A 23,884-nucleotide genomic window follows, 5' to 3' on the forward strand; every position below is an offset into this window, starting at 1 on the left:
AGCTAGAAAATAGATAGGAAACAAGCAAAAAGCGGTGAAAAGAATGAAAAAAACACATATTAATTTTTTTACAGAAGTAGGAGCTCAAAAGCCTAATAGTATAAGAAATAAAGAAACACCTTGTCCGTTTTGTCGTATTGATGAGTTAGAGGAAGTTTTGGATAAGCAAGATTCAATCATCCTTGTTAAAAATAAATATACCGTTCTTGATGGGGCATTCCAAACCGTCTTGATTGAAACAGATGAATGTGAAGGTGAGCTCTCAGACTATTCAAAAGATCATCTTTATAAAGTTCTTCGTTTCGGGCTTGAACATTGGAATAACATGTTGAACAGCGGTAAATATACGTCGGTGATGTTCTTCAAGAACCACGGTCCTTTATCGGGTGGAACGATTCGTCATCCTCATATGCAGATCATTGGATTAAACGAAGTAGATTGTCTTCACGATTTTTCCGAGAATCAGTTCAAAGGGCTGACTATTCTTGAAAAAGAGGGAGTCAGCTTTACTGTATCGACTGAACCAAGAGTTGGGTTCTATGAACTGAATGTCATATGGGATAAAGACGCAGAGCTCTCTTTATACGCGGACTGTATTCAAGCTGGAACTCATTTTTTGCTGAACCATTTTCATAGAAGTTGTACAAGTTACAATCTTTTCTTTTATCAACATAAGGAAAAGACATATTGCAAGATCATGCCTCGTTTTGTGACTTCACCTCTATATATGGGGTATGGTGTCCAGCAAGTAGCGAACAATATTGAGGGAATTGCACAAAGTATTAAAGAACTTTACTTTAAACCATAAGAAAACCAGATCTTCCTCAGATCTGGTTTTTTGCTTGATCAAATAACGTTTCCATCGCAAAAATGATTAACGGGTGCGTTTCATCCATGACTTTGTTGATCTCAAGCCGCTCAGTCCATTGATGTGCATCCTTACCGAGTGGACCAATGTTAATAACCGGAATATCAAGTTCTCTCATATCATCAAATGGAATATGGTAACGAGATCCTAGTAATGGGAAGTTACTTGTAAAAGATGAAAGATCACGAGAATCTCCATGAAACCCGATATAGCTCAAGTCAGATAAGCCACTAAAATAGTGGACATTCACTAGCTCGCTATTGAACGTGTTTTTTGCATAACTGACTACCATATCCGACGTAGCTTTGATTAGCGGGTGGTCACTTGAACATACAGCTGGATAAAAAGGCGGTGTGTAGAACAAGACGATCATCGGAGAGATGTCTCTACAAAGACTTGCTAGCTCAAATACATATTGTATCGTCAGCTCTCTTTCATCGGCATTCGGATTGTTCGTCTGAAGCATGTTTTCTCTCCGATCGAGTTCTTCTTGTCCATATTTAGTCACGGCGTGTTCATATAATTCATTAAAAGTAAGTACTTTAATACTTTCTTTTTTCGGCGTGAACGGTACGATTTCAGAGACTTTTTTGCTTCTTTCAAAGAGATGGTCTTCTAATCGAAGCGCTGCGCTTTTTGCACTTTTTACTAACATATCCGTAATATCCGATAGTGATCGATTAAAGAGCATGAGATTAAACAGTGTTACAGCTGCGTGCGGAATCTGAACAGAGTAGTGATCTTTTAAATCCTTTTGAATCAAATTTGTTGGTACAGGAGTAGCCTCCTCACGAAACTTCTCTACATAATCGACGTTCCATTCTAGTTCTCTTGTAATCTCAGCAGCCATCACGTTTCCGTTCATACCTGCTAGTGGCTCACCTACATGGGTCTCCTTACCATAACAAAGAAAACCAGGAAGAATCTTGCCTGTTGATCCTGTATACATGTAGGAAGAAGTATCTCCTGGGTATTTTGTGAAGCTTGGTTCTCCGTTCAAACATGTGATGTATTTTATATCATACTCCTCTTGAAGCTGCCGTAAGACACTGACACCCGCAAGCATTCCTTCAGAATGAACTTCTTCATCCGGAACAGAGATCATGAGTACGTTTCCTTTAAAATGACCGGTTGTCGCTTTTTCGATCATCGACATATGAAGAGCGACGCCAGCTTTCATATCCATGATGCCACGACCGAAGAGCCAGTCGCCGCTATTCAGATCATCTTGAACAAAAGTATGCAGCAGCTCTTTGTTCTCGATGATCTTTTCAGTCAGTTCTTCTGGGCGAAAAGCGAGATGCTTCCATTCACCAAAGTCTTCTACGGAAACAACATCAAAATGGCTCAGCAGAATAATGGTTTCTTTAATCGAAGGATCATTCTGTACAAATGCAGTGATCAGTTTTCGACCATCTGGAAGAGGATGATGGCGAACGTATTCAGGATGTTTCGTGAAATAGTCTAATGATGAGAGCGTATGGTGCAGATGTTCGGCCATGAACAATTCTCCATCATGATGGGTAATGCTGGGGATTGAAACTAGATCTTTTAATAATTTCTTATATCCCTCTTTTGTTTGCCACTTTAACATATGTGTACCTCCTAGATGTTTGTCTTTGTTACCTATACTCTTCTTTCCCTGTAAATCCTTCTTTAAAAAGTTTCTTGGAATGTATTGACAGTGAATCACTGAAAATGGTATATGTGTATTATAACGAATAGTACACTTAGTACAAAAGGGGTGTCAGCATGATTTCTGTAAGGAATCTATCTTATGCATTTAAAATTGGTAAGAAAGAAAAAGAGAATATTGTACCTGTTTTGCATCATGTCGATCTACAAGTAGCAGAAGGTGAGATCGTAGCGATCGTAGGAAGAAGCGGATCAGGTAAATCAACTCTATTAAATCTGATTTCTGGTTTTATTAAATCGCAAACAGGAGAGATCACGATTGATGGACAACAGGTAAGTAGATTGTCTGAATCAAAATGGGCTGAATTTCGTTTAGAGCATCTAGGATTTATTTTTCAAAGCTTTCAGCTGATACCTAGTATGACAGCTTATGAAAATGTAGAGCTACCATTAGTATTAAAAGGCCTTAGCGAAAAAGATAGAAAAGATCAAACGATGAAAATGTTAAAGAAGGTTGGATTAGAGCAGTATCAAAGTCATTATCCTGGAGAGCTCTCAGGAGGTCAGCAGCAGCGCGTTAGTATAGCCCGGGCACTAATTCTGAATCCTCCTCTTATCCTAGCAGATGAACCAACAGGTAGTCTTGATTCTGAGAATGAAAAAGAACTATTAAACTTCATTAAAGAATTGAATGAAAAAGATGGTATTACGTTCTTAATCATTACACATGACCATGAAGTAGCTTCTATTGCTCACAGAAAAGTGGAGATCAGAGACGGTTACTTAAGAGAAGGGAGCAAGCTTCATGAAGTTCAAAGATAAACATCGGTTCGTAAGAAGTAATATGAAAAGAAACAAGACCCGTGTATGGATGACAATCCTGGCATCTACGATGGGATGTGCCTTCTTGATCATGCTCGCCTCTGTAGGTTTTGCGATTCATAAGACTGCAGTAGATGATGTGATGAGTTATCGATTGATGAACGAGATCGAAATACGGAAGGAAAACGGACCTTTGATTGAGGAAGACGTGAAAAAACTCCAAGATATTAAGAATGTTAAAGCGGTTAGTCGAAAGAAATATGTACCTGCGAGCGAAATGTCCCTAGGAGAATACACAGTATATGCTGAAGTAAACAGCGCAAATATGCCTTCTGAGAGAAAAGCGGGTCTACAGCTTGAAAAAGGAAGAATGCCTAAGAGTAAAAATGAGATTATAATCGGACACCATTTTGCTCAAGAACTAAGAAAAGAGATGCCAGAAAACTTTACAGAAGGGATGAGTGAAGAAGAGGCACAAAAGAAGATGAAGGAATTTGCTTATAACGGAGATATATTAAATAAAACATTAACCTATCATATGAAGGTAGATAATCCAGACATCAAAACAGAAACACAGATAAAAACGGTACAAGTAAAAGTTGTAGGAATTAAAGAGAAACCCAAAAAAGAATGGATGACAGATAGTTCGGTCATGATTACAGACGATCTTCATAGTGAAATTATGACGCTATTAAGTGAAATAGATCCTGAACTTAAGAGCAGTGATGATTCTTACACTTCTGTCAAAGTATATACGTCTTCAGCCGAAGATGTTAAAGCAGTGTCCGAAAAGATTAAAGATAAAGGATATCTTACTTATTCTGTTGTTAGCGAACTAAAAGAACTGAACATCTATTTTACATTGTTTAAAGCAGGATTAATCTTTATTGGTGCTATTGCTGTACTTATTGCTTCTATTGGAATATTTAATACGATGACGATGGCTGTTACGGAACGCTCCCAAGATATCGGGATCATGAAAGCGATCGGCGCTACACCAAAAACAATCAAGCGCATCTTCCTTTTAGAGAGTGGATACATCGGTTTATGGGGAGTGGGCTTAGGAACCATTTTAGCGTATCTCATCAGCTATGGAATAAATTTCGCTCTTCCTATCATCGTTGAGCAGTTTATGAACGAAAAGCCACCTGAAGATTTTATTTTATCTTATATCCCCTGGAGTCTGACTGTAATTGCTGTTACGATCTGTATGAGCGTAACTTTACTTTCTGGTTGGCGGCCGGCAGCCAAAGCTACCACAGTTGATGTATTAAAAGCATTAAGAAGAGATGTATAAAGGAGCACCAGCCGATATTAAGTAATCGGCTGGTGCTATTTTTTGTATAAGCGATCAAAACGGATTAGCTCTTTTTAGAGGATAACTCTAAATCACTATCGAAAGGGATATAACAGAGGAGTGAATGAGCATATGAAGCAGAACACCAGAAAGCAAATTATTGCCATGGGAGGCGGAGGCTTTTCCATGGAGCCAGAAAATAAAAGATTAGATCGGTATATTCTGAAGCAGAGTACAGCTGATCGACCTCGCATTTGTTTTATTCCTACAGCTAGCGGAGATGCGGATGGATATATCGAACGATTTTATAAAGCTTTTCAATCAGAAGATTGTGAACCAGCACATCTTTCACTTTTTTCACCACCTGAACATTTGGAGAGTTTTGTAGAGCAGCAGGATATCTTTTATGTAGGTGGAGGCAATACAAAAAATCTTCTAGCGCTATGGAGAGAATGGGGGCTAGATGTTCTTTTGAAGAAAGCATATGAAGATGGAAAGATATTAGCGGGACTCAGCGCGGGATCTCTCTGCTGGTTTGATGAAGGCGTAACCGATTCGTTCGGTCCACTCACTAAGCTAGACTGTTTAGGCTTCATAGAAGGAAGTCATTGCCCGCATTATGATGGAGAAATAGAGCGAAGACCTGCCTATCATAAACTTATCAAAAATGGACTGAAGGCGGGATATGCTGCAGATGATGGAGCGGGACTGCATTTTGTGAATGGCGAACTGCATACCGTTGTCAGTTCAAGGGAAAACGCGAAAGCCTATCTAGTAGAGTTTGATGGACATAAAGTGAACGAACAGATGCTTGAAACACTTTTTTTAAAATAAAGGTTTAAAGTTCTGATGATTGGGCGGAGAATATACTATTCGTTAATCATCAGGAGGTAAATCGCTTTGAAGAAATTAGGAATGGTTTTGTTATACATGATGCTCTTACTCTTACTGGCATCATGTGGAAACAAAGATAAAGAGAACGAACATAAAAATCATGATATGGAAGAGTCCAAAGCGCAATCTCAAGCTGCATCTAGTAAGGTGAAGGGCGGATCTTATATCGTAAACCTTGTTAATGCAAAAGGAGATAAAGCAGGAGAAGCAACGTTAACCCAAACAGGAGATGGCGTTAAGGTGGAAGTGAACGCCACAGGGGTAAAGCCAGGTGAACATGGCATTCATTTTCATGAAACAGCAAAGTGTACACCACCGGATTTCAAGTCAGCAGGAGCACACTTTAATCCTACCGAAAAGAAGCATGGATTTCTGAATCCGAAGGGACCACACGTAGGAGATATTCAAAATGTGAAGGCTGATAAAAGCGGAGTCGTAAAAGACGAAGTTCTATCCAACCTCGTGACACTTTCAGAAGGCAGTGACAACTCGCTTTTTGCCAATGGTGGAACATCGCTTGTTATCCATGACAAGGCTGATGATTATAAGACCGATCCTGCAGGTAATTCAGGAGACCGTGTGTTGTGTGGGGTTATTAAAAAGTAAGGCTATTATCGTTGGCATCCCTATGCAAATACCATTAAAACAAAGCTGTCACCTCATCATAACTGATGAGGTGACAGCTTTTTAATTAACTTCCTGTACTCGTAAATGCCTTCAGCCCTCTATTCCAAAACCAGTACGCAAGGATGCAAGAGACAATTGCGACAACGGGTGTTAACAGAGCCAATCTTTCAAACCCTGAACCTTTAATAAAATAAGCTGCAGGATAAAAAGCAGTAAAACCATAAGGCACAATCCATGTTAGGAAGTGACGAATTCCTTTATGATAGATCGTTAAAGGATAACGAGCAAAATCACTTAAATTAAAGATCGTCCAAACAATTGGCAGACTGTCGACCATCCAAAACGACAAAGTCGCAAAGAAGAGGTTAATCGCCACGAAGATGAATCCAGATGCGATGATCATGACAACCAGTATTAAAAATTCAAGGACGCCCCATGAGATGTCTAAGTGTGGCATGGCTGTACTGATGACGATAATCCCGATGAACAACTGACCAAAGCCATCTTGCTGTAAGCGATCTGCGATAAAATGAAAGAGAGGATTGATCGGTCTGATCAAGAGACGGTCGAACTTTCCTGGTCGAATATACTGCCAGCCAAGCGTCCAAAGATTATCAAAGAATATATGGTGGATGGAGCGGCCAGTGGCAGCAATTCCGTATATAAATAAAATTTCATAAAAGGTCCAACCGTTTAATGCATGTATATGATCAAAAACAATTTTAACGAAGAAAATTCCTGCGAACTGCTGAAGCATAACAGAGAGGACACCAAGTAAGAAATCCATCCTGTACTCCAACATGACTTTTAAGTTTTGTTTGCAGAACAAATAATATAATTTTATGTACCGTGATAGCATCAGTGTCAACTCCTAACCTCCAAAAATAGTTACCTTTTTTATTGCGATTGACCATAACACTCTTAATAGGACAAAGAGTGATATCGCCCAAAATACTTGTGATCCGAGCGCAAGCCAAGCTTCTGTTCCTGAGAGGATGCCAGTGTAGATGGCAACGGGTACATAGACCATCGCTTGGAACGGCAGAAAAAGGCTGATCGTTTGAAACCACTCAGGAAATAAGATGAGTGGGACGAGTGCACCGGAAAAAAAGGAGATAACGGCTTCTTTCATAACTTGAAGACCCCAAAGATTTATGGTCCAAAAAGCTAGAATCGCAATCAATAGATCAAAAAAAGTACCAATCCAAATACCCATAAAGGCACTGAGTAAGAATAATAGACCACTCTGCCATGAAGTTGGCAGTGTGATATCCATAAAAATAAATGCAAGAATGCTAAGAGGCAGAGCACCACGTACGAAATGAATAACTTTATCACCTAGATCCATAGCGACCAACCGAGTAATCAAGTGGTATGGCCTCATCAGTTCAATGGCAACATTTCCATCTTTAATGGTATGTGCCAGTTCCTGCCCTACCCCTGAAACGAACATCTGTAAAAACATTGCAATGATGATATACGTAATCATGCCATCAAAAGCCAGTCCTTCTATTTCCGTTCGGCTGCTGTACACGGCTTTCCAAAAGAAATAGATAACAAGCATCCGTAGCAAAATGGAGAAAGTATTAGCCCAGAACCATGCTGAATAGGCAGCATGTACTTGCATCTGCACTCTAGCAAACTCAACGTATTTCCTCATGCTGAACCTCCTTCTTCATGCCTCTTCCATAGATTTCTTCTACAATTGTTTCTATTTTTGCATCTGCAATGGTTAGATCTGCTACAGCATAATGGTTCATCATCGTATGAATAACTTCTGCACCAGAGATGTTTTTATTGCTGAACGAAAGAGATATAAGATGAGGATCTTCATCGCTTTTTGGAAGTACCTCTGTTAGGGCACTTATTGCTTCCGGTAAAACAAAAGAATCAGCAGCATCTTCTAACTCAAAATGAATAACACGCTTATCACCAAACTGCGATTTGATATCTTGGATCGACCCATCATAGATTACACTTCCATCATCGATGATAATAATTCGCTGACAGATCTCCTCGATATCCTGCATGTCATGAGTGGTAAGAAGCACAGTTGTGCCATATCTAGCGTTCATCTGTTTGATGAAAGCACGAATTCGAACCTTTACAGCAACATCTAATCCGATTGTAGGTTCATCCAAATAAACGACTTTTGGTCGGTGTAAAAAAGCGGCAGCAAGTTCACAACGCATTTTTTGTCCTAATGAAAGCTGTCTTACAGGGATACCAAGTAAAGGTTCTAAATGAAGTACGTCTACGAACTCTTTTAAAGTATCTTCATATTGTGCTTGGGGAATCTCGTAAATGTGTTTAAGAAGCTCATAGCTTTCTCTGACCGGAATGTCCCAAAATAATTGTGTACGCTGACCGAATACAGCACCAATATGACTTGCGTTTTGTTGTCTGTTCTCGTAAGGGATGATTCCATTTACCTTAACCTCTCCTGAAGTTGGAGTGAGAATGCCTGTTAACATCTTAATCGTTGTCGATTTGCCTGCTCCGTTCGCACCGATATAGCCGACCATCTCTCCCGCTTCAATGTGCATGTTGATTTTCTTTACAGCTTTTTTTGTTTCGAATTTCCTATGAAACAATGATTTTATGGCTCCTCTTAATCCAGGATCTCGCTTTGCAATCTTATAATGTTTTTCTAAATTTTTTACGACGATCATATTTGTTCTCCTTAAAAATGGACACAAAAAAACCACAGACAAATACCTGCGGATGTGTGTGCATATGTAATTTTTTGCTCATCAAAAAAACACGCCAGGTTATAAATCGAAGGGATATGAAGTTAGTTTGATTGAATGATAGAAATCCACATAGTATCCTTCTCCTTTTTGAAAACGGTTGCACTAAGTATACCTAAAAGTAAGTCAAATGTAAAATATATCCTTGTTCTCGGATAGAAAGCTCTAGTTTAACGAATTCAAGCTTTGGGAAAGTAGAGCTAATGTAGACGTTTTTATGAAAGGCTCTTTTTTATACTACTGTTGCTTTTGATATTCCATTAAAGGTCATCATTGACAAGTTGATTGTAGTGTAAGGTGGGAGACTCCTGGGGGATCAGTGTGACAGGTGAGACACCTTCTGGCGCAAAGCGGCAAGGTGGCTCACCGCACGCCCCCCGGAAAGCGAGCACCTGGAACGGAGATCAACCACTCTCGAAGAACAACAGTGAATAGAAGAACAGCCTTATTAAATGAGAAAAAGGAGGACGAACATGTACGATTACAATGGAGTTACAGATTCTTGGATGGCTTATTTAGGTAGATTGCCAGATTTGCTTCTTGCTATTTTAGTTTTATTAATTGGTTGGCTTATCGCCTCATTGGTTGCAAAAGCAGTAAAAAAAGCATTACACAAAACGGATTTTGATAACAAAGTCGCGAGGTGGATGAAGCCTGATACCCATGAAGATCAACTGCAACAAACGCGCACCAGCAAGTATTCTTCTGAAGAAGTGATCAGTAAGGTTGTGTTTTGGATCCTTATGGCAGTAGCCATTGTCATGTTCTTGAACATGCTTAGTCTTCCGTATGTCGCACAACCGATCTCTAATGCATTAGGTGTGATTGCGGCAGCGATTCCTAATTTACTAAAAGCCGCATTAATCGCGGCAGTAGCTTGGTTAATTGCCTCTGGTTTATCAATACTAGTCAGAAAGTTAGGTCAGAATACCCGATTTGAAAGGTTATTACACCGTTGGAAGTTGACTCGTGATCCTTCTCAATCTGACAAGGCTGTTTTCTCAGCATCAAAAGCTGTATTTTACCTCACATTGCTATTGTTCCTGCCAGCAGTATTATCTGCATTAGGCATTGATGCCATTTCTGAACCATTGGAAGGCATGCTAACAGGCCTCTTCGCATTCTTACCAAAACTGCTCGGAGCGGCAATCATTCTTTTTGTAGGGTGGTTGGTTGCTAAAATCGTTAAAGAAATCATTGTGAACTTTTTACAGAGCATTGGTACAGATCGTTTAGCTTCAAAATTAGGTGCCGAACGTGCACTTGAAAAGACTTCTCTTTCTCAAATCATAGGAACCATCGTGTATGTATTTATCTTAATTCCAGTTGTTATTTCAGCTTTAGAAACACTTGATATCAATGGTATTTCGGGACCTGCAATCGGTATGTTAGGTCAGATCATGGACATGATTCCAAATATCATTGTTGCGATTCTTTTAGTAGCAGTCGGATTATGGTTAGGAAAATGGGTAAAACAAGCTGTTACCTCTTTATTAGAACGAGTTGGGTTCAATGGTATCCTTTATAAGATGGGTCTTGGATCACTTCATAAAACCAATCAGACGTTTACGATCTCTGAAATGATCGGATATGCGGCTCAAGTCGTTGTGGTGCTGCTATTTACGATTGAAGCCCTGCAGCTTGTTAAGCTAGAGAGCTTAGTTAATATACTATCGGTGGTACTTGCATATATCCCGATGGTGTTAACAGCTGTCTTGATACTAGGAATCGGGTTCTATGCTGGAGACCTTGTGAAACGCGTTGTTCAGAGTATGATCAAACAACAAACTGAAGGCAAGCTGCTTGGCAACATCGCGAAGTATACGATTATCACACTTGCTTTCTTTATGGCACTTGATCAACTTGGAGTAGCGAAAACGATCGTAAATGCTGCATTCATACTCATTTTAGGTGGCTTTACGATTGCGTTTGGTCTAGCATTCGGACTGGGTGGTCGTGAAGCGGCTGGACGTACGCTTAATAAATGGAGTCGGAAAATGGAAGAGACAACGATTCAAAGTCCGGACCCAGCAGAATGGAAAGACAAGACGAGTCTAAAAGATTTTAGAACAGACTCTTCTAAACCGGAAAGCAATCTTATCGATGTGGATATTAATAAGCCTCATACGATTGCAAAAGATCGTCAGTTCGATCATTTAAACACACCTAGTGAAGAATTTGGTATAAACAATAATCCAAAACGAAATGAGTAATTAAAAAAATAGAATGAAATCGGCTCATAGAGGTGAAACTATCCCTTTATGAGTCGTTTTTAATCACGTTGTTGTCAACTGAACTATAAATGCTATTAAAGGATTTAATGAAGTGAGAATAAGTAGGAAAGGAGTTAAACAGGATGTTACTAGCCGCCTTCTGGGGAGGAATAGCAGGTTCTGCTGTACTTTTAGGATGTTTTACAGCCCTAGCTTTTCGAATTCCTAAAAAATGGACAGCTTGGATTATGGCTTTTGGAACAGGAATTTTAATAGGTGCCGTTTCTTTTGAACTATTGATCGAGGCAGTAGAGCAGAGCGATTTAATCGTTACTTCTGCCGGCTTTATTTTAGGAGCAGCGATCTTTACGGGCATTAATAGTTTTCTTGCCAAAAAAGGCGGTCATGAAAGGAAAAAATCAGGCGATAAAAAAATAAAAGGGGTAGGCATGGCTATTTTCCTTGGAACATTGTTAGATGCCATTCCAGAATCTGTTTTGATTGGTGCAAGCTTAATCGATCATAGCAAAGTAAGCTGGCTCCTTGTCGTGGCCATTTTTTTAAGCAACTTTCCTGAAGGGCTTTCAAGTTCAATAGGGTTGTTAAGAGAAGGATTTTCTCGACGGAAAATTCTTGGAATGTGGCTTTCTGTTTTTGCTATATCTGCACTAGCCGCTTTTCTAGGGTATCTCTTGCTAGAGAATGCTTCTGTAGCTTCACTATCGTTGATCGGGGCTTTTGCTGGAGGTGCCATCATGGCGATGGTAGCATCAACCATGCTTCCTGAAGCACATGAAGATGCTGGAGTAGCCGTAGGTTTTATAACTTCTCTAGGCCTTTTATGTTCGATGCTTCTAACTCATCTATCATGATGGATCGATGAAATTGAAAAAAGCTGCCAAAAGTAAAAACTTTTGAACAGCTTCATTATGATTAAAGCTTGAACCAGCCTCTAGATTCTAGATCTTCAGAGTTTCTTTTCTTGTGCTTCTTTTTCTTCCAGTGATCGTGTGTTGAGGAAGACTCTTTACACCAGCTAGAAGATGAAGATGAAGAAGATGAAGAAGATTCTTTTTTGCACAACAGTACAGAAGAACTGGAAGAAGATGAAGATGAAGAAGATTCTTTTTTGCACCATACTACAGATGAACTAGAGCTAGAACTTGAGCTCGAGCTTGAACTTGAAGAAGATTCTGGCTTACATTCTTCTTTTTTCTTGCAGCAAGGCTTTTCTTTTCTACAGCATAAGATTCTACAGTTGCTACTTTCGTCGTCACCAATTTCGCCTGCTTGCGTTATAAAGTTGATAGAGCCGATCGCGATGATTACGAGTTCGTCGTCTTCTACGACTTGGATGGATGTACGGTTAACACGAGTTAGAACGCCTTCAACTTCGCCATCATCGTCACTTCCGTCATTCACTCTTACTTTACAGTTGATCAGTTTTCGTAAGATGGATTGGAACGTATCATTACAAACTTTCTTACGGTCTGTGTTGCAACAGTTTCTATCTGTTGCTACTGAAACGGATCTTACATTATTTAAAGGAAAGTAAAGAACTTCTTTGTCATCTGTCTTGATTGCTATAAAGTCTCTTCCAACACAGACTAGTTTGCCGGATTCTTCTACATCTTCCCCTGCTCTTACTGTTACGTGCTTACATAATAAATTAGCAAGCTCTCGAGGTGAGAGTTTGTTTTTACAATTCAAAATATTGCCTCCTGGTAATGGTATTGACTATTTCTTGTCCATGCATTATATGTAACAAGTTTTGAAAATGCATATGACACTTGTCTATATATATAAGTTTTAAAACTAATTTTTTTGTTTTTTGCAGGTTTATTGACTGGAAGATGACAATCCTTTAAAAAAATGCAGTAAAATTTCACCCAAATTCAATTTCTTGTATATAATGATTGAAAAGAAGAAAAGAGGAGGGATTGTAATGAAGGGAACTCGATATAAAAGTACTCAATTCCTTACAATCCATCTTATTCGAAAGAACAGGTGACATTTTTATTGTCATTTGTTCTTTTTTTGTACCCCGTTTTCTTTATGTGTATGAAGAAGGAGGAAAAAGCAGATGCGTTATAAACGAGTATTAATTAAATTAAGTGGTGGAGCGCTCGCTGGCGAACAAGGATCAGGTTTTGATCACCTTTCTTTAAACCATATTGCAAAAGAAGTGTTATCTGTTCTTGAAAAAGGTATTGAAGTGGCTATCGTTGTAGGTGGAGGGAATATTTTTAGAGGGAATCTAGCAGAGTATTGGGGAATTGAAAGAGTTGAAGCTGACCAGATCGGAACGTTAGGAACAGTTATTAATAGCTTGATGCTTAGAGGGGTACTAAAAAGTAAAATAGATCAAGAGGTAAGAGTGATGAGCTCTGTACCGATCAGTGCTGTAGCAGAACCTTACATTCGTTTAAGAGCGGTACATCATTTAAACAAAGGATATATCGTCATTTTTGCTGGAGGCAATGGTCAACCTTATGTGACGACGGACTATCCAGCAGTTCAAAGAGCGCTCGAGATGAACTGCGATGCCATACTCTGTGCAAAGCAGGGAGTAGATGGTGTATATGACAGCGATCCAAATCGGTTTAAACAGGCAAGGAAATATGCTACTTTGCACTATGATGAGGCTATCAGGAACAATTTAAAAGTAATGGATCAATCTGCCCTCATTCTTGCTCGTGATCATGGATTGCCGATCCATCTCTTTGATTTTAATCAAGAAGGGTCGTTTCTGAAGATATGTAACGGTGAAGATGTAGGCACATTCATCAGTCACAATATAGAAACAGCTCTTGTGTAAATTATTTTTAAAAAGCTAATTTCGTATTATCCTTTGTTGCTTTTGAGAGTAGTTGATTTCCGTTACAGATGCTCGCTTTCCGCGGGGCAGGCGGTGAGCCACATTCGTACGTTTCACGTATAAGTGTCTCACCCGCCCACCTGTCCCGCAGGAGTCTCGCACTTCCACTTCAATCAACCTGTCAATGAAGTAAAAAGCAAAAGAGATTAAAAGAAGCAAAAGTTTAGGGAAGAACTTAATTCAAAAATCATTTTCGTATACATTTTAGCTTTTGAAAGTAGTTGATTTCCGTTACAGATGCTCGCTTTCCATGGGGCGTGCGGTGAGCCTCCTGTCTAGTTGCAGTGACTAGCCCTTCGAGGTCAAAAGTTAAACGGTCAAGAAGGCAAATTGCGCCGTCCTCGCCCTTTTACCTTTTGCTTGTCGGGGCTGAACGAGTCACTTCCGCTTTACGCCATTAGGAGTCTCCACCTGACCGCTCGTCCCATAGGAGTCTCGCATCTTTCACTTCAATCAACTTGTCAATGAAGTAAAAAGCAAAAGAAATAATATGTTTTGGTTTTGCAAAAGCCTCTAATGTTGGTTACATTAATCAACTTTTATACATGATTATCAAAAAGTATTCCGGTCATGGATCGGAATGCTTTTTTGTATATTTCCATTCACCTCATCTCATATTAAGAAGTAGAAAAGAGGTGTGAGTCGTCATGATGAAATGGTTTAAAAAGAAGTCGAAAGAGCAGAGTCATACAATTGATCTGTCTGATAATACGTATAGCGATATTAGAGAGCTTGTGGATAATGCGAAGGAGTCTGCTGATTTTATCCATTATCCTCAAAAGACGGTGCATCACCATATTTACATTTCTTATTATAAAGCGATGATCGATGGAGAACTGCTTCATCGAGATCTGCTTCCTTATTTAATACATAGCAAAGATTTTAGAAACATCAAAGATTTAAAAGATATATTACCGATCGAGAGTGTTACGATCACAAATGATATAAAAGAGATTCAAAATAAGCTATTACGTGGTTTTATCGTTGTTCAACTAGGAGAATACGATGAAGAATGTGCAGTCATTCGTGCAGAGAACTTTGCAACAAACCGTCCGGTATCTGTCTCTGAAATTGAGTTCTCTGTAATAGGACCGAAAGAAGCTTTTATTGAGAACTTAGATAGCAATCTGTATTTGATTCGAAGACGATTGCCTGTTCCTGAACTTCGGTTTAAAGAAGTCGTGCTTGGAAAATTTTCTAAGACCCGTGTAATTATCGCCTATTTAGAAGGGGTTGCTGAAAAAGAGAACCTGAACACTGTGATGCAGCGAATAAAGGATATTGAACTGGAGGTCATTCCGGATAGTTCTTATTTAGAGCAGATCATATCCGATAATACGAAGTCAGTGTTCCCGCAACTCATAACGACCGAACGACCTGACAGGGTAGTAGCGATGTTAAACTATGGACAAATTGCGATCCTCTCAGAAGGTTCACCCCAAGCTCTCCTTGGACCTACGGGCATCTCAGAATACTTTGCATCACCAGAAGATTATTATTTGTCATGGCTCTTAGGTTCATTGTTCCGGTTCATACGCTTTATTTCAGTTATTTTCTCAACCTTTGCAACACCCCTTTATGTAGCCGTACTAACTTATCATTATCAGATGATACCTAAAGATCTATTAGCACCTTTAATTTCGTCGCGCGTGAACATTCCGTTTCCACCTATATTAGAAGTATTGTTTCTAGAATTGACGATTGAGCTGTTGAGGGAAGCGGGAGCTCGTCTTCCTACGAAAGTTGGTCAAACACTCGGTATCGTTGGAGGTATTGTAATCGGACAAGCGTCCGTAGAAGCAGGGCTAACGAGTAACATTCTGTTAATAATCGTATCACTATCTGCGCTGGCATCATTTACAACACCGATTTATAAAATGGCGAATACGATTCGAATCCTTCGTTTTCCATTTATCTTTTTTGCGGCACTTTGGGGTGGGGTGGGCATCGTACTGGCTATGTCATTTATTCTTGTCCATCTTTTGCGACTAGAGTCTTTAGGCAGACCTTATCTACAGCCGATCTATCCGCCTCGTTTGTTAGATATGACTGATACTATCTTCCGACTGCCATACAATCGACTATTGAAGCGTCCGGTCTCGTTAGGAACGAATCTGCCATCTAAAGACAAAGTGAAAGAAATGAGAAAGAAAAAGGACATCGACGAATGAACAAAAAGTATAAACTTTGTATTCTTTTTTTAATCTTGATACTAGCAGGGTGTGTGCCGAAAGAAATCATCGATGAAGTCCAACTTATACATGCGATCGGCTTTGACAAAAAAACAGATGAAAGTATTCGAGGTACCATTACTTATCCAGTGTTTAATATGGATGGTAATGTTCGAGTTGAAACTTTAACAGCAGTATCTCACACGAGTCGGTTTATTCGGTCTAAACTAAATACGCAATCTCCTAAGACACTTACGACAGGACAGCTGCGTGTGGTGTTGTTCAATGACCGCTTTGCAGAAAAAGGAATTTTAGAGATCGTAAATTCCCTTTATCGAGACCCTAACGTAGGAAATCGTCTTTTCCTGACTGTTGTTGATGGCAGCACGAATGAACTTTTAACGAAGAAGTATACTGCTTCTGCTCTCCCATCCATGTATTTAGCCGATTTGCTCGATCAGAATATTAAGAGTGAAAATTTGCCAAAAACGAATCTGCATGTATTTCTTTATAGCTATTACGGTGAAGGTATGGACCCTTTCTTACCAATCGTAAAAACGCATAAAAAGTCGATCCAGCTTGAAGGCATAGCTCTCTTTAATGGAGATAAGTATGTGGGAAAGCTAAATCACATGCAATCTTTTGCGTTTAAAGTTCTTCTGGACGGCTCTAAATCAGGTAACTATGAGGTGGAGATTCAGAAAGAAAAAAGAAAGGGCCATGCGGTTATTCGTAATATAAAAGGAACAACAACCTATGATATAAAAAAAGTGAATGGCGTTCCCGAGTTTAACGTAAAGATGAAGATTCTTGGAGAGATTCATGAGTATCCGCATTGGTTAAATCTTGAACAGCCCGCAAACATTGCCCTTATTGAAAAAACGTTGAAGAAACAATTACAAGATGAAGCACAGGGTATTGTGAAGAAGTTTCAAAAATTAAAAGTTGATCCACTTGGACTAGGAGACCAAGTACGAAGACGAGAAAAAGGTTGGGACTATCAAGTTTTTAAAAAGCAGTATCCTTCTATGAAAATTAAAGTATCAACTGAAGTAGATGTGGTAGAAACAGGAGTTATTGAATAATTTATTTAAGCAGCTTTCCATTTATTGTGAAAGCTGTTTTTTGCATTCTCCTTTCTGCGGACAAAAAAATAAAACCATCGCGAATGTTTATATGGTTATTCCTTTATAGGGATGACGAGTTAAAGGGGGCAATTGATTTGAAGACAACAGATGAGAAAATTAAGATTCGTAATCACTGGTTCAAAATGATTTTAATTAGTTTAATAGCACTTGTATTCATGTACAAGTTAGTGATTACTGAATTTACGTTTCATTTTTCAGACTTGCTAGCATTTCTTGTAGCTGTTTTTGCGATAGGGATCTGCAGTATGTTTTATGTGAAAGTAAATGAAGCACTTATGGCTTTTGTTTCGGCTGGAAAATCTGTTATGCCAATGGCTAGTAAAAGTAAGTCAGAGCCAGAAACACAAGAACAGAGAGTAGAAGAAGTTTACATACAAGATGATAACGCTGAAGTTACATTAACAGAATCTGAAGAAGAAGAGCTCGTGCGAGAATTGTTATCTCAAGAAGAGCAGATTAAACGTATGAAACAAGTTCAGAATGAAGTGAAGAACCGTTTAGTAATGGAAGATCTTCATGAAGAAGATAAAAAAGATTACATAGATTATTTGCTGCAAAAAGAAAAAGAGATCATGTTAGCAAAACAAGAGATTATCCGAATAACAACATTATTAGAACCTTTAGAAGAACAAGAGCAAGAAGATATAGAGGAGTTTGAACAAGAATATATTGAAGAAGAATACATAGATGAAGAGACTGCTCAGACTGGAAACGCGAAAGATATCGTCCAGTTGTTAGGCAAAGAGTTTGTATTAAATGCGAGTTTAGAGCAGTTCAATCACAAGATGAGAGAGATTCAGCACTCTATCACGATTGAAACGGCCAATCAATTAAAAGAAGAAGGACTCATTGATCCGTATTTCAACGTTACTCGTAAAGGGTTGAAAGAGTTTAGACGTGCTGCAAGGAAATTTAGCTATGGTGATGGAGTAAAATTCCTATCTAAAGTCGTGCAACGAGGAAACCGATAACTTTATGAGAAGCTAACAGAGGCGAGAAAGACGCTGTTCTGTTAGCTTTTTTTATATTAGATTTCATTTTATTGTCATTCTTAAACTTTTGTTACTTTCCAAATCCCTGATACAATAAAGCTTAGATCGTTATGAAGGAGCTCATTTCATGTTTATTGTCGCTAAAGCCATGTTATATGTTTGTTTTGCCTTGTTAATGGGTGCGTTTATCTTATATTCAGTTCCACGAGAAAGCCGTCCGGAAATCTTTATTTCCAAAAAGCTCATCCTACTTTTAATAGTTTTCATACCAGTATTTGGGATTGGAGAGCTTATTAGACTTACGATGCATCTTGGAGAAGATTTCGGATATTGGATGACGTTCCAAAATATCGTTTTTAGTTTTGAAGTAGGAAAGGGTTGGCTTTTCTTAACCGGAATTTCTGTTCTTTTGTTCTTCATGGTTTTATTTAATGATATAAAAGAAGATCGATTCTTTGCCGGATTAGCTGTCTTTTTGACAGCGGGCATGGGAATATCCGTTGGTTATGCGAGCCATGCAGCAAGCCTAGAATCGTTAGGATTCTTAGCACACTCGTTGCATTTTATAGCTGTAATCACATGGTCAGGGGTGCTTCTTGTAAGTGGTTATTTCAGCAAAGGGGAGGGACCGAGCCTTTCGTTCTATAGATGGTTCACGCCATTGGCTGTGGGCTGCTTAGTCACTGTGATCGGTGCGGGCTTGTGGTTAATGAACTATATCGTTCCTCAATATGTGAACAGCTATTTGTTAGACTATGGACAAGCATTGTTGATCAAACATGTTCTATTATTCATCATCGTGATTTATAGCCTTATCAACGGAATCTGGCTTAAGAAAAGATTAAAGGAAGGTACGACTGGATTAGCGCTTAACAAATGGATAAAAACAGAAGGAATCTTTTTGTTTCTCGCTTTTGTAGCAACAGCGTTGATGACTCAGCAAACTCCACCTCATGATGTAGCGGATACGTTAAAGATGGAGGACCCATCTAAGCTGTTTACTTTTTTCACTGGTTTAATTCCAGGCGATAATCCGATGCTTTCATTTAGCTTCTCGATGATGAGTCTCGTTTGGCTAGTATTTGCTCTAGTACTTGTATTATCTATATTTGTCACGATAAAGCGAGGCAAAAGTATGATACTTGCAGTCGTCGCTTCAATCCTAGCGGCTAGCACCATTTATTTAGCTATCATGTCTTCCGTATCACTTTAAGTGTTCTAAAATAATCTAGGGGGTATTTAACCGTGGATGATAAATTACAGCAGCAGCTGGATGGTTTAATAGAGAAATACGCTGAACTTCTTTTGGGAACTTCAGATTCAGAGCATAAAGAAATGGTGAAGGCGTATGCTCTTTATTCGTTTATCGCTAAAAGTATGCCCCCATTAGTAAAGCATTGGAACGAAGAGTACCCAGATGCTAAGGATGCCATGAAAAATCTTGTTCAAGAGATTAAAGAATTGAATGAAAGGCACCGAAATGAACAGAAATAAATAAGATATAACATGGGGCAGTCATATAGACTGTCTTTTTTTATTGTAAGCTTTGCCGTTTCTGCTATTATCGGTGATAGGAAGATGATTCCAGGTGGTGAGAAGACGTTTTCAGGTGGAAAAAGAGGTGTGATTAGTGAAACTAGCTCTTGTATCGGTGAGTCTCGGTCATTTACCGGTGAACGTGTAAGAAATATAAAAACACGTACCGTAAACAACAGTTTAACTGTCTCAGTAAACCATGATTCAACAACTTTTCATATGAAAAATATTTTTAATATTGCAAAATCGACAATATTCGCATAAAAAATGATATATTTAAAGCGGTTACATCATAGAGAGAATTTAACCAATCTTATTTTATATTTTAAGGGTATTAGGGGGTAATTGGATTGGAACAACTTATGCGCAATTTTTTCTTATTTCTTGCTAAAAATAAATCGTTAACCAACCTTGCTAAAAGATACGGTCTACGTTTCGGAGCAGGTCGTTTTGTAGCAGGTGCAACACTTGAAAGTTCTATTTCTGCTATCAAACGTTTGAACGAAAAAGGAATGCCAGTTACGATCGATCATCTTGGTGAGTTTGTCGATAACGAACGCGAAGCAGCCGAAATGACTCAGCATTGTATAGATGCCATTAAAGCAATCAGTAAGGAAAAGCTGGATTCACAGCTTTCTCTAAAAATGACTTCCATGGGACTAGACATCAGTGACGAACTCGTGTTGAGCAACATGAGAAAAATCATGGATGCAGCAACCAAACATAATGTTTTCATCACGATCGATATGGAAGACTATTCTCGTTGTGAAAAAACGCTTAAAATCTTCAAGATGCTAAAAAGTGAATATGATAACATCTCAACAGTTATCCAAGCTTATTTGTATCGCTCACTAGAAGATGTTCAATCGTTAGATGAATATCATCCGAACCTACGATTAGTTAAAGGTGCATACAAAGAGCCGCAAACTGTCGCATATCCAGAAAAGAGCGATGTAGATAATAACTTTAAAAAGCTGATCGAAACTCATCTTTTGAACGGGAACTATACCGCGATTGCAACACACGATGATGAGATCATCCAATATACAAAAGATTTAGTGGAAAAACACAACATTCCTTATGATCAGTTCGAGTTTCAGATGTTGTACGGAATTCGTGTAGAACGTCAGGATCAGCTGATGCAAGAAGGCTACAAGATGCGAATCTATGTACCATACGGAAACGACTGGTACGGGTATTTTATGAGACGTCTTGCTGAACGTCCGGCAAACGTTGTGTTCGTATTAAAAGGTGTGTTTGGAAAATAAATAGTAGTAAGCAAGAGGAGTCTGTTTTAATAACAGGTTCCTTTTTTTATAGGCTGTTTTCTAGAGGTTGTTGCTTTATTTCTTCTTTGACTGTTGAATGAAGTGGCCCACCGCTCGCCGTCAGCATCTGGAACGGAAATCGACTACTTTCAAAAGCAGTAACAATGAATACGAAAAGCAGCCTTTTTAAAGGAAGAACTTTGGCGGCGATCCTTAAATAAACAATCCTGCATAAGATGGAAAATGAAAGTTTACAAAAGAAAAAAACCTCAACTATTGCTAAAATTCAGAATATATTTTATATTGGATATAGGGTAACAAATTTTTTTATGGATAAAAAATGAATGAGTATTCATTCAATAAAGGAGGAAGACCATCTTGTCTCGTGAAATCCGTAAAGCTGCAGTACTGGGTTCTGGCGTAATGGGATCAGGCATAGCCGCTCATCTAGCAAACGTGGGAATACCAACATTACTATTGGATATTGTACCGCCTTCTTTAAGTGAAGAGGAAAAAGCAAAGGGGATCACTGAAGATCATCCTGCATTCCGCAACAAATTCACTCTATCTGCTACACAAAAACTATTAAAGCAAAAGCCGGCTCCACTTGCCGTGAAAGAAAATCTCGAATTAATCTCAATCGGTAACCTTACCGATGATCTTGAAAAATTAAAAGATGTAGACTGGATCATTGAGGTAGTTGTTGAACGCCTAGATGTGAAACAAAAACTTTTTGAAAAAGTAGATCAATATAGAAAACCTGGAAGCATCATTACTTCAAATACATCAGGCATCTCGATTTGTGCAATGGCAGAAGGACGTTCTGAAGATTTTAGAGCAAACTTTTTAGGAACTCACTTTTTCAATCCACCACGATACTTAAAGCTTCTTGAAATCATCCCTACAGAGGACACGAAACCAGAAGTTGTTCAATTCATGCGCAACTTTGGTGAGAACGTGCTCGGTAAAGGTGTAGTTGAAGCAAAAGATACCCCTAACTTTATCGCGAACCGCATCGGAACATATGGATTAATGATCACGATGCAAGAGATGATGAAACAAGGTTACAGTGTCGGTGAAGTAGACTCTGTTACGGGTCCATTAATCGGCCGTCCAAAATCTGCAACGTTTAGAACGCTTGATGTTGTCGGTCTGGATACTTTCCTTCATGTTGCTAGAAATGTTTATGAGCAAGTTGATGGAAAAGAAAAAGAAGTGTTTGAGATCCCGGATTTCTTAAATGAAATGGTGGACAAAGGCTGGACTGGGAGCAAGACAGGTCAAGGCTTCTATCTGAAACAAAGAAGTAAGGCAGGCAGTGAGATCTTAGAGCTCGATCCTGCTACGTTAGAATATAAACCACGTTCCAAAATGAAAACAGCTACACTCGAAGCTGCTAAACAGATGAAGACAACAAACCAAAAAGTGAAAGCGCTTTTATATAGTGATGATCGCGCAGGAAAATTGTTATGGGACATTATTAAGCCAGTTCTATTATATTCTGCAGAAAAATGTTATGAGATTGCTGATGACCTTGTTGCGATCGATCAAGCGATGAAATGGGGATTCGGATGGGAGCATGGTCCATTTGAAATCTGGGATGCGATCGGCGTACCTGAATCTGTAGAACGAATGAAATCTGAAGGAGAGACAATTCCTGGTTGGGTAGAAGAACTTCTTCAATCCGAGAAGAACTCGTTCTATACAAAAACAGAAGGGGATCGCTCTTACTATCACCACGGAAGCTATCTTCCTGTGGAAGAGAACAAAAAAGTTGTTCATTTAAGCCGTTTAAAAGAAAAAGGCAATGTGATCACAAAGAATGGCGGAGCAACACTGATCGATCTTGGTGATGATGTTGCGGGCCTTGAGTTTAATTCTCCAAACAATGCGATCGGACCTGAAATAATCATGATGCTTCATCAGGCGATCGATGAAGTTGAAAAGAATTACAAAGGACTAGTGATTGGTAACCAAGGTAAGAACTTCTGTGTTGGTGCCAACTTGATGCTTATCCTCATGGAAGCACAAGATGATAATTTCTTTGAACTCGATATGATGGTTCGTCAATTCCAGCAAGCGATGGCAAGAGTTCGCTATAGTGCAAAACCTGTCGTTGCAGCTAACTTCGGAATGACGCTAGGTGGCGGAGTTGAAGTATCACTTCCTGCTGCTAGACTTCAAATGTCATCTGAAACGTACATGGGTCTTGTTGAAACGGGAGTGGGTTTGATTCCAGGCGGAGGCGGAAACAAAGAGCTTTATCTTCGTTTATTAGAACAGCTGCCAGAAGGAGCTAAGGGAGATCTGCAAAAGGTTGCGAACCAAGCTTTTGAAACGATTGCGATGGCTAAAGTTTCAACTTCGGCTCAAGAAGCACGCAAGCTAGGGTTCTTACGAAAAGAAGACAGCATCTCCGTAAACGGTGACCATCTATTACATGATGCGAAGACACAAGTGCTTGCGTTAGAAAGCCTTGGTTATACACCGCCTGTAAGAAAGAAGATTCCAGTGGTTGGTGAAGCAGGATACGCAACCCTTGCACTAGGTGCTCAAACGATGCAATTCAGTCAATACATTTCAGAGCATGATCTGAAAATTGCTAAAAAATTAGCCTTTGTATTAGCTGGTGGTAGAGTGCCAGAAGGAACATTGGTAGACGAACAATACCTACTAGATTTGGAGAGAGAAGCATTCCTAAGTCTAGCTGGAGAACCGAAAAGCCAGGCAAGAATGCAGCACATGCTTGTAAAAGGCAAGCCGCTAAGAAACTAAGGGGGGAAGA

The 23,884-nt window shown here is 39.2% G+C and carries 22 protein-coding genes; 17 read left to right on the top strand and 5 right to left on the bottom strand.

Annotation, left to right across the window (positions count from 1 at the left end; translation table 11 throughout):
* Positions 1-43 precede the first annotated feature (43 nt).
* On the top strand, positions 44-808 hold the full coding sequence (locus ACOZ9X_RS02100; RefSeq protein WP_423416828.1) for a DUF4931 domain-containing protein: 765 nt from the start codon (positions 44-46) through the stop codon (positions 806-808).
* A gap of 16 nt (positions 809-824) precedes the next feature.
* Here the strand turns inward: ACOZ9X_RS02100 and ACOZ9X_RS02105 are convergent, their stop codons facing one another.
* Positions 825-2,462 (bottom strand): M20/M25/M40 family metallo-hydrolase, encoded by a 1,638-nt coding sequence (locus ACOZ9X_RS02105; RefSeq protein ID WP_423416829.1) that lies wholly within the window; start codon positions 2,460-2,462, stop codon positions 825-827.
* 158 nt (positions 2,463-2,620) lie between these two features.
* Between ACOZ9X_RS02105 and ACOZ9X_RS02110 the strand changes: the two genes are divergently transcribed.
* The 4 genes from ACOZ9X_RS02110 (at position 2,621) to ACOZ9X_RS02125 (ending at position 6,122) form a co-directional block, all read left to right on the top strand.
* Positions 2,621-3,325, top strand: a complete 705-nt coding sequence (locus ACOZ9X_RS02110) for an ABC transporter ATP-binding protein (RefSeq protein ID WP_423416830.1) — start codon at positions 2,621-2,623, stop codon at positions 3,323-3,325.
* Positions 3,309-4,622 carry an ABC transporter permease gene (locus ACOZ9X_RS02115; RefSeq protein WP_423416831.1) on the top strand — a complete coding sequence of 438 codons (1,314 nt, stop codon included), beginning with the start codon at positions 3,309-3,311 and terminating at the stop codon, positions 4,620-4,622. The genes ACOZ9X_RS02110 and ACOZ9X_RS02115 overlap by 17 nt, the downstream gene beginning before the upstream one ends.
* A gap of 132 nt (positions 4,623-4,754) precedes the next feature.
* On the top strand, positions 4,755-5,456 hold the full coding sequence (locus tag ACOZ9X_RS02120) for a Type 1 glutamine amidotransferase-like domain-containing protein (protein WP_423416832.1): 702 nt from the start codon (positions 4,755-4,757) through the stop codon (positions 5,454-5,456).
* Between the two features lie 66 nt (positions 5,457-5,522).
* Entirely contained in the window at positions 5,523-6,122 is a 600-nt protein-coding gene (locus ACOZ9X_RS02125) for a superoxide dismutase family protein (protein WP_423416833.1), read from the top strand.
* An 85-nt stretch (positions 6,123-6,207) separates the two neighbouring features.
* Here the strand turns inward: ACOZ9X_RS02125 and ACOZ9X_RS02130 are convergent, their stop codons facing one another.
* From ACOZ9X_RS02130 to ACOZ9X_RS02140, 3 genes are read right to left on the bottom strand one after another with little or no spacing between them, the layout of a single operon-like run.
* Positions 6,208-7,011, bottom strand: a complete 804-nt coding sequence (locus tag ACOZ9X_RS02130; RefSeq protein ID WP_423416834.1) for an ABC transporter permease — start codon at positions 7,009-7,011, stop codon at positions 6,208-6,210.
* A 3-nt stretch (positions 7,012-7,014) separates the two neighbouring features.
* Positions 7,015-7,803: an ABC transporter permease gene (locus ACOZ9X_RS02135; RefSeq protein ID WP_423416835.1), complete on the bottom strand. Its 789-nt coding sequence runs from the start codon at positions 7,801-7,803 to the stop codon at positions 7,015-7,017.
* Positions 7,787-8,815, bottom strand: a complete 1,029-nt coding sequence (locus ACOZ9X_RS02140) for an ABC transporter ATP-binding protein (protein ID WP_423416836.1) — start codon at positions 8,813-8,815, stop codon at positions 7,787-7,789. The genes ACOZ9X_RS02135 and ACOZ9X_RS02140 overlap by 17 nt, the downstream gene beginning before the upstream one ends.
* A 551-nt stretch (positions 8,816-9,366) precedes the next feature.
* On the opposite strand from ACOZ9X_RS02140, the gene ACOZ9X_RS02145 reads away from it, so the two are divergent.
* Together ACOZ9X_RS02145 and ACOZ9X_RS02150 are read left to right on the top strand one after the other, a co-directional pair.
* The gene (locus ACOZ9X_RS02145) at positions 9,367-11,106 is read left to right on the top strand and encodes a mechanosensitive ion channel (RefSeq protein WP_423416837.1); all 1,740 of its coding nucleotides are present in this window, start codon (positions 9,367-9,369) and stop codon (positions 11,104-11,106) included.
* Between the two features lie 143 nt (positions 11,107-11,249).
* The gene (locus tag ACOZ9X_RS02150) at positions 11,250-11,978 is read left to right on the top strand and encodes a ZIP family metal transporter (protein ID WP_423416838.1); all 729 of its coding nucleotides are present in this window, start codon (positions 11,250-11,252) and stop codon (positions 11,976-11,978) included.
* A gap of 61 nt (positions 11,979-12,039) precedes the next feature.
* Here the strand turns inward: ACOZ9X_RS02150 and ACOZ9X_RS02155 are convergent, their stop codons facing one another.
* A complete protein-coding gene (locus ACOZ9X_RS02155) occupies positions 12,040-12,816 on the bottom strand; it encodes a hypothetical protein (RefSeq protein ID WP_423416839.1) in 777 nt (258 codons plus the stop codon).
* A 373-nt stretch (positions 12,817-13,189) separates the two neighbouring features.
* On the opposite strand from ACOZ9X_RS02155, the gene pyrH reads away from it, so the two are divergent.
* The 10 genes from pyrH to ACOZ9X_RS02205 all read left to right on the top strand — a co-directional run bounded on the left by pyrH (position 13,190) and on the right by ACOZ9X_RS02205 (position 23,874).
* Positions 13,190-13,924 carry a UMP kinase gene (pyrH, locus tag ACOZ9X_RS02160; protein ID WP_416729445.1) on the top strand — a complete coding sequence of 245 codons (735 nt, stop codon included), beginning with the start codon at positions 13,190-13,192 and terminating at the stop codon, positions 13,922-13,924.
* Between the two features lie 707 nt (positions 13,925-14,631).
* Entirely contained in the window at positions 14,632-16,155 is a 1,524-nt protein-coding gene (locus tag ACOZ9X_RS02165) for a spore germination protein (RefSeq protein ID WP_423416840.1), read from the top strand.
* Complete coding sequence (locus ACOZ9X_RS02170) at positions 16,152-17,240, top strand: Ger(x)C family spore germination protein (RefSeq protein WP_423416841.1); 1,089 nt, start codon at positions 16,152-16,154, stop codon at positions 17,238-17,240. The genes ACOZ9X_RS02165 and ACOZ9X_RS02170 overlap by 4 nt, the downstream gene beginning before the upstream one ends.
* Positions 17,233-17,349 carry a hypothetical protein gene (locus tag ACOZ9X_RS02175; RefSeq protein ID WP_423416842.1) on the top strand — a complete coding sequence of 39 codons (117 nt, stop codon included), beginning with the start codon at positions 17,233-17,235 and terminating at the stop codon, positions 17,347-17,349. Before ACOZ9X_RS02170 ends, ACOZ9X_RS02175 begins: the two co-directional genes overlap by 8 nt.
* 28 nt (positions 17,350-17,377) lie before the next feature.
* Positions 17,378-18,274 (top strand): hypothetical protein, encoded by an 897-nt coding sequence (locus ACOZ9X_RS02180; RefSeq protein WP_423416843.1) that lies wholly within the window; start codon positions 17,378-17,380, stop codon positions 18,272-18,274.
* Between the two features lie 148 nt (positions 18,275-18,422).
* Complete coding sequence (locus tag ACOZ9X_RS02185; RefSeq protein ID WP_423416844.1) at positions 18,423-19,508, top strand: copper resistance D family protein; 1,086 nt, start codon at positions 18,423-18,425, stop codon at positions 19,506-19,508.
* A 32-nt stretch (positions 19,509-19,540) separates the two neighbouring features.
* Positions 19,541-19,789, top strand: coding sequence for a YusU family protein (locus tag ACOZ9X_RS02190; protein WP_423416845.1), 249 nt, complete (start codon positions 19,541-19,543; stop codon positions 19,787-19,789).
* A gap of 12 nt (positions 19,790-19,801) precedes the next feature.
* Positions 19,802-20,095: a hypothetical protein gene (locus ACOZ9X_RS02195; protein ID WP_423416846.1), complete on the top strand. Its 294-nt coding sequence runs from the start codon at positions 19,802-19,804 to the stop codon at positions 20,093-20,095.
* An 86-nt stretch (positions 20,096-20,181) separates the two neighbouring features.
* On the top strand, positions 20,182-21,099 hold the full coding sequence (locus tag ACOZ9X_RS02200) for a proline dehydrogenase family protein (RefSeq protein ID WP_423416847.1): 918 nt from the start codon (positions 20,182-20,184) through the stop codon (positions 21,097-21,099).
* Between the two features lie 378 nt (positions 21,100-21,477).
* Positions 21,478-23,874 carry a 3-hydroxyacyl-CoA dehydrogenase/enoyl-CoA hydratase family protein gene (locus tag ACOZ9X_RS02205; protein WP_423416848.1) on the top strand — a complete coding sequence of 799 codons (2,397 nt, stop codon included), beginning with the start codon at positions 21,478-21,480 and terminating at the stop codon, positions 23,872-23,874.
* Positions 23,875-23,884 lie beyond the last annotated feature (10 nt).

This window comes from Fictibacillus nanhaiensis (assembly GCF_049537595.1).
GTDB classification, from domain to species: Bacteria; Bacillota; Bacilli; order Bacillales; family Fictibacillaceae; genus Fictibacillus; species Fictibacillus nanhaiensis_F.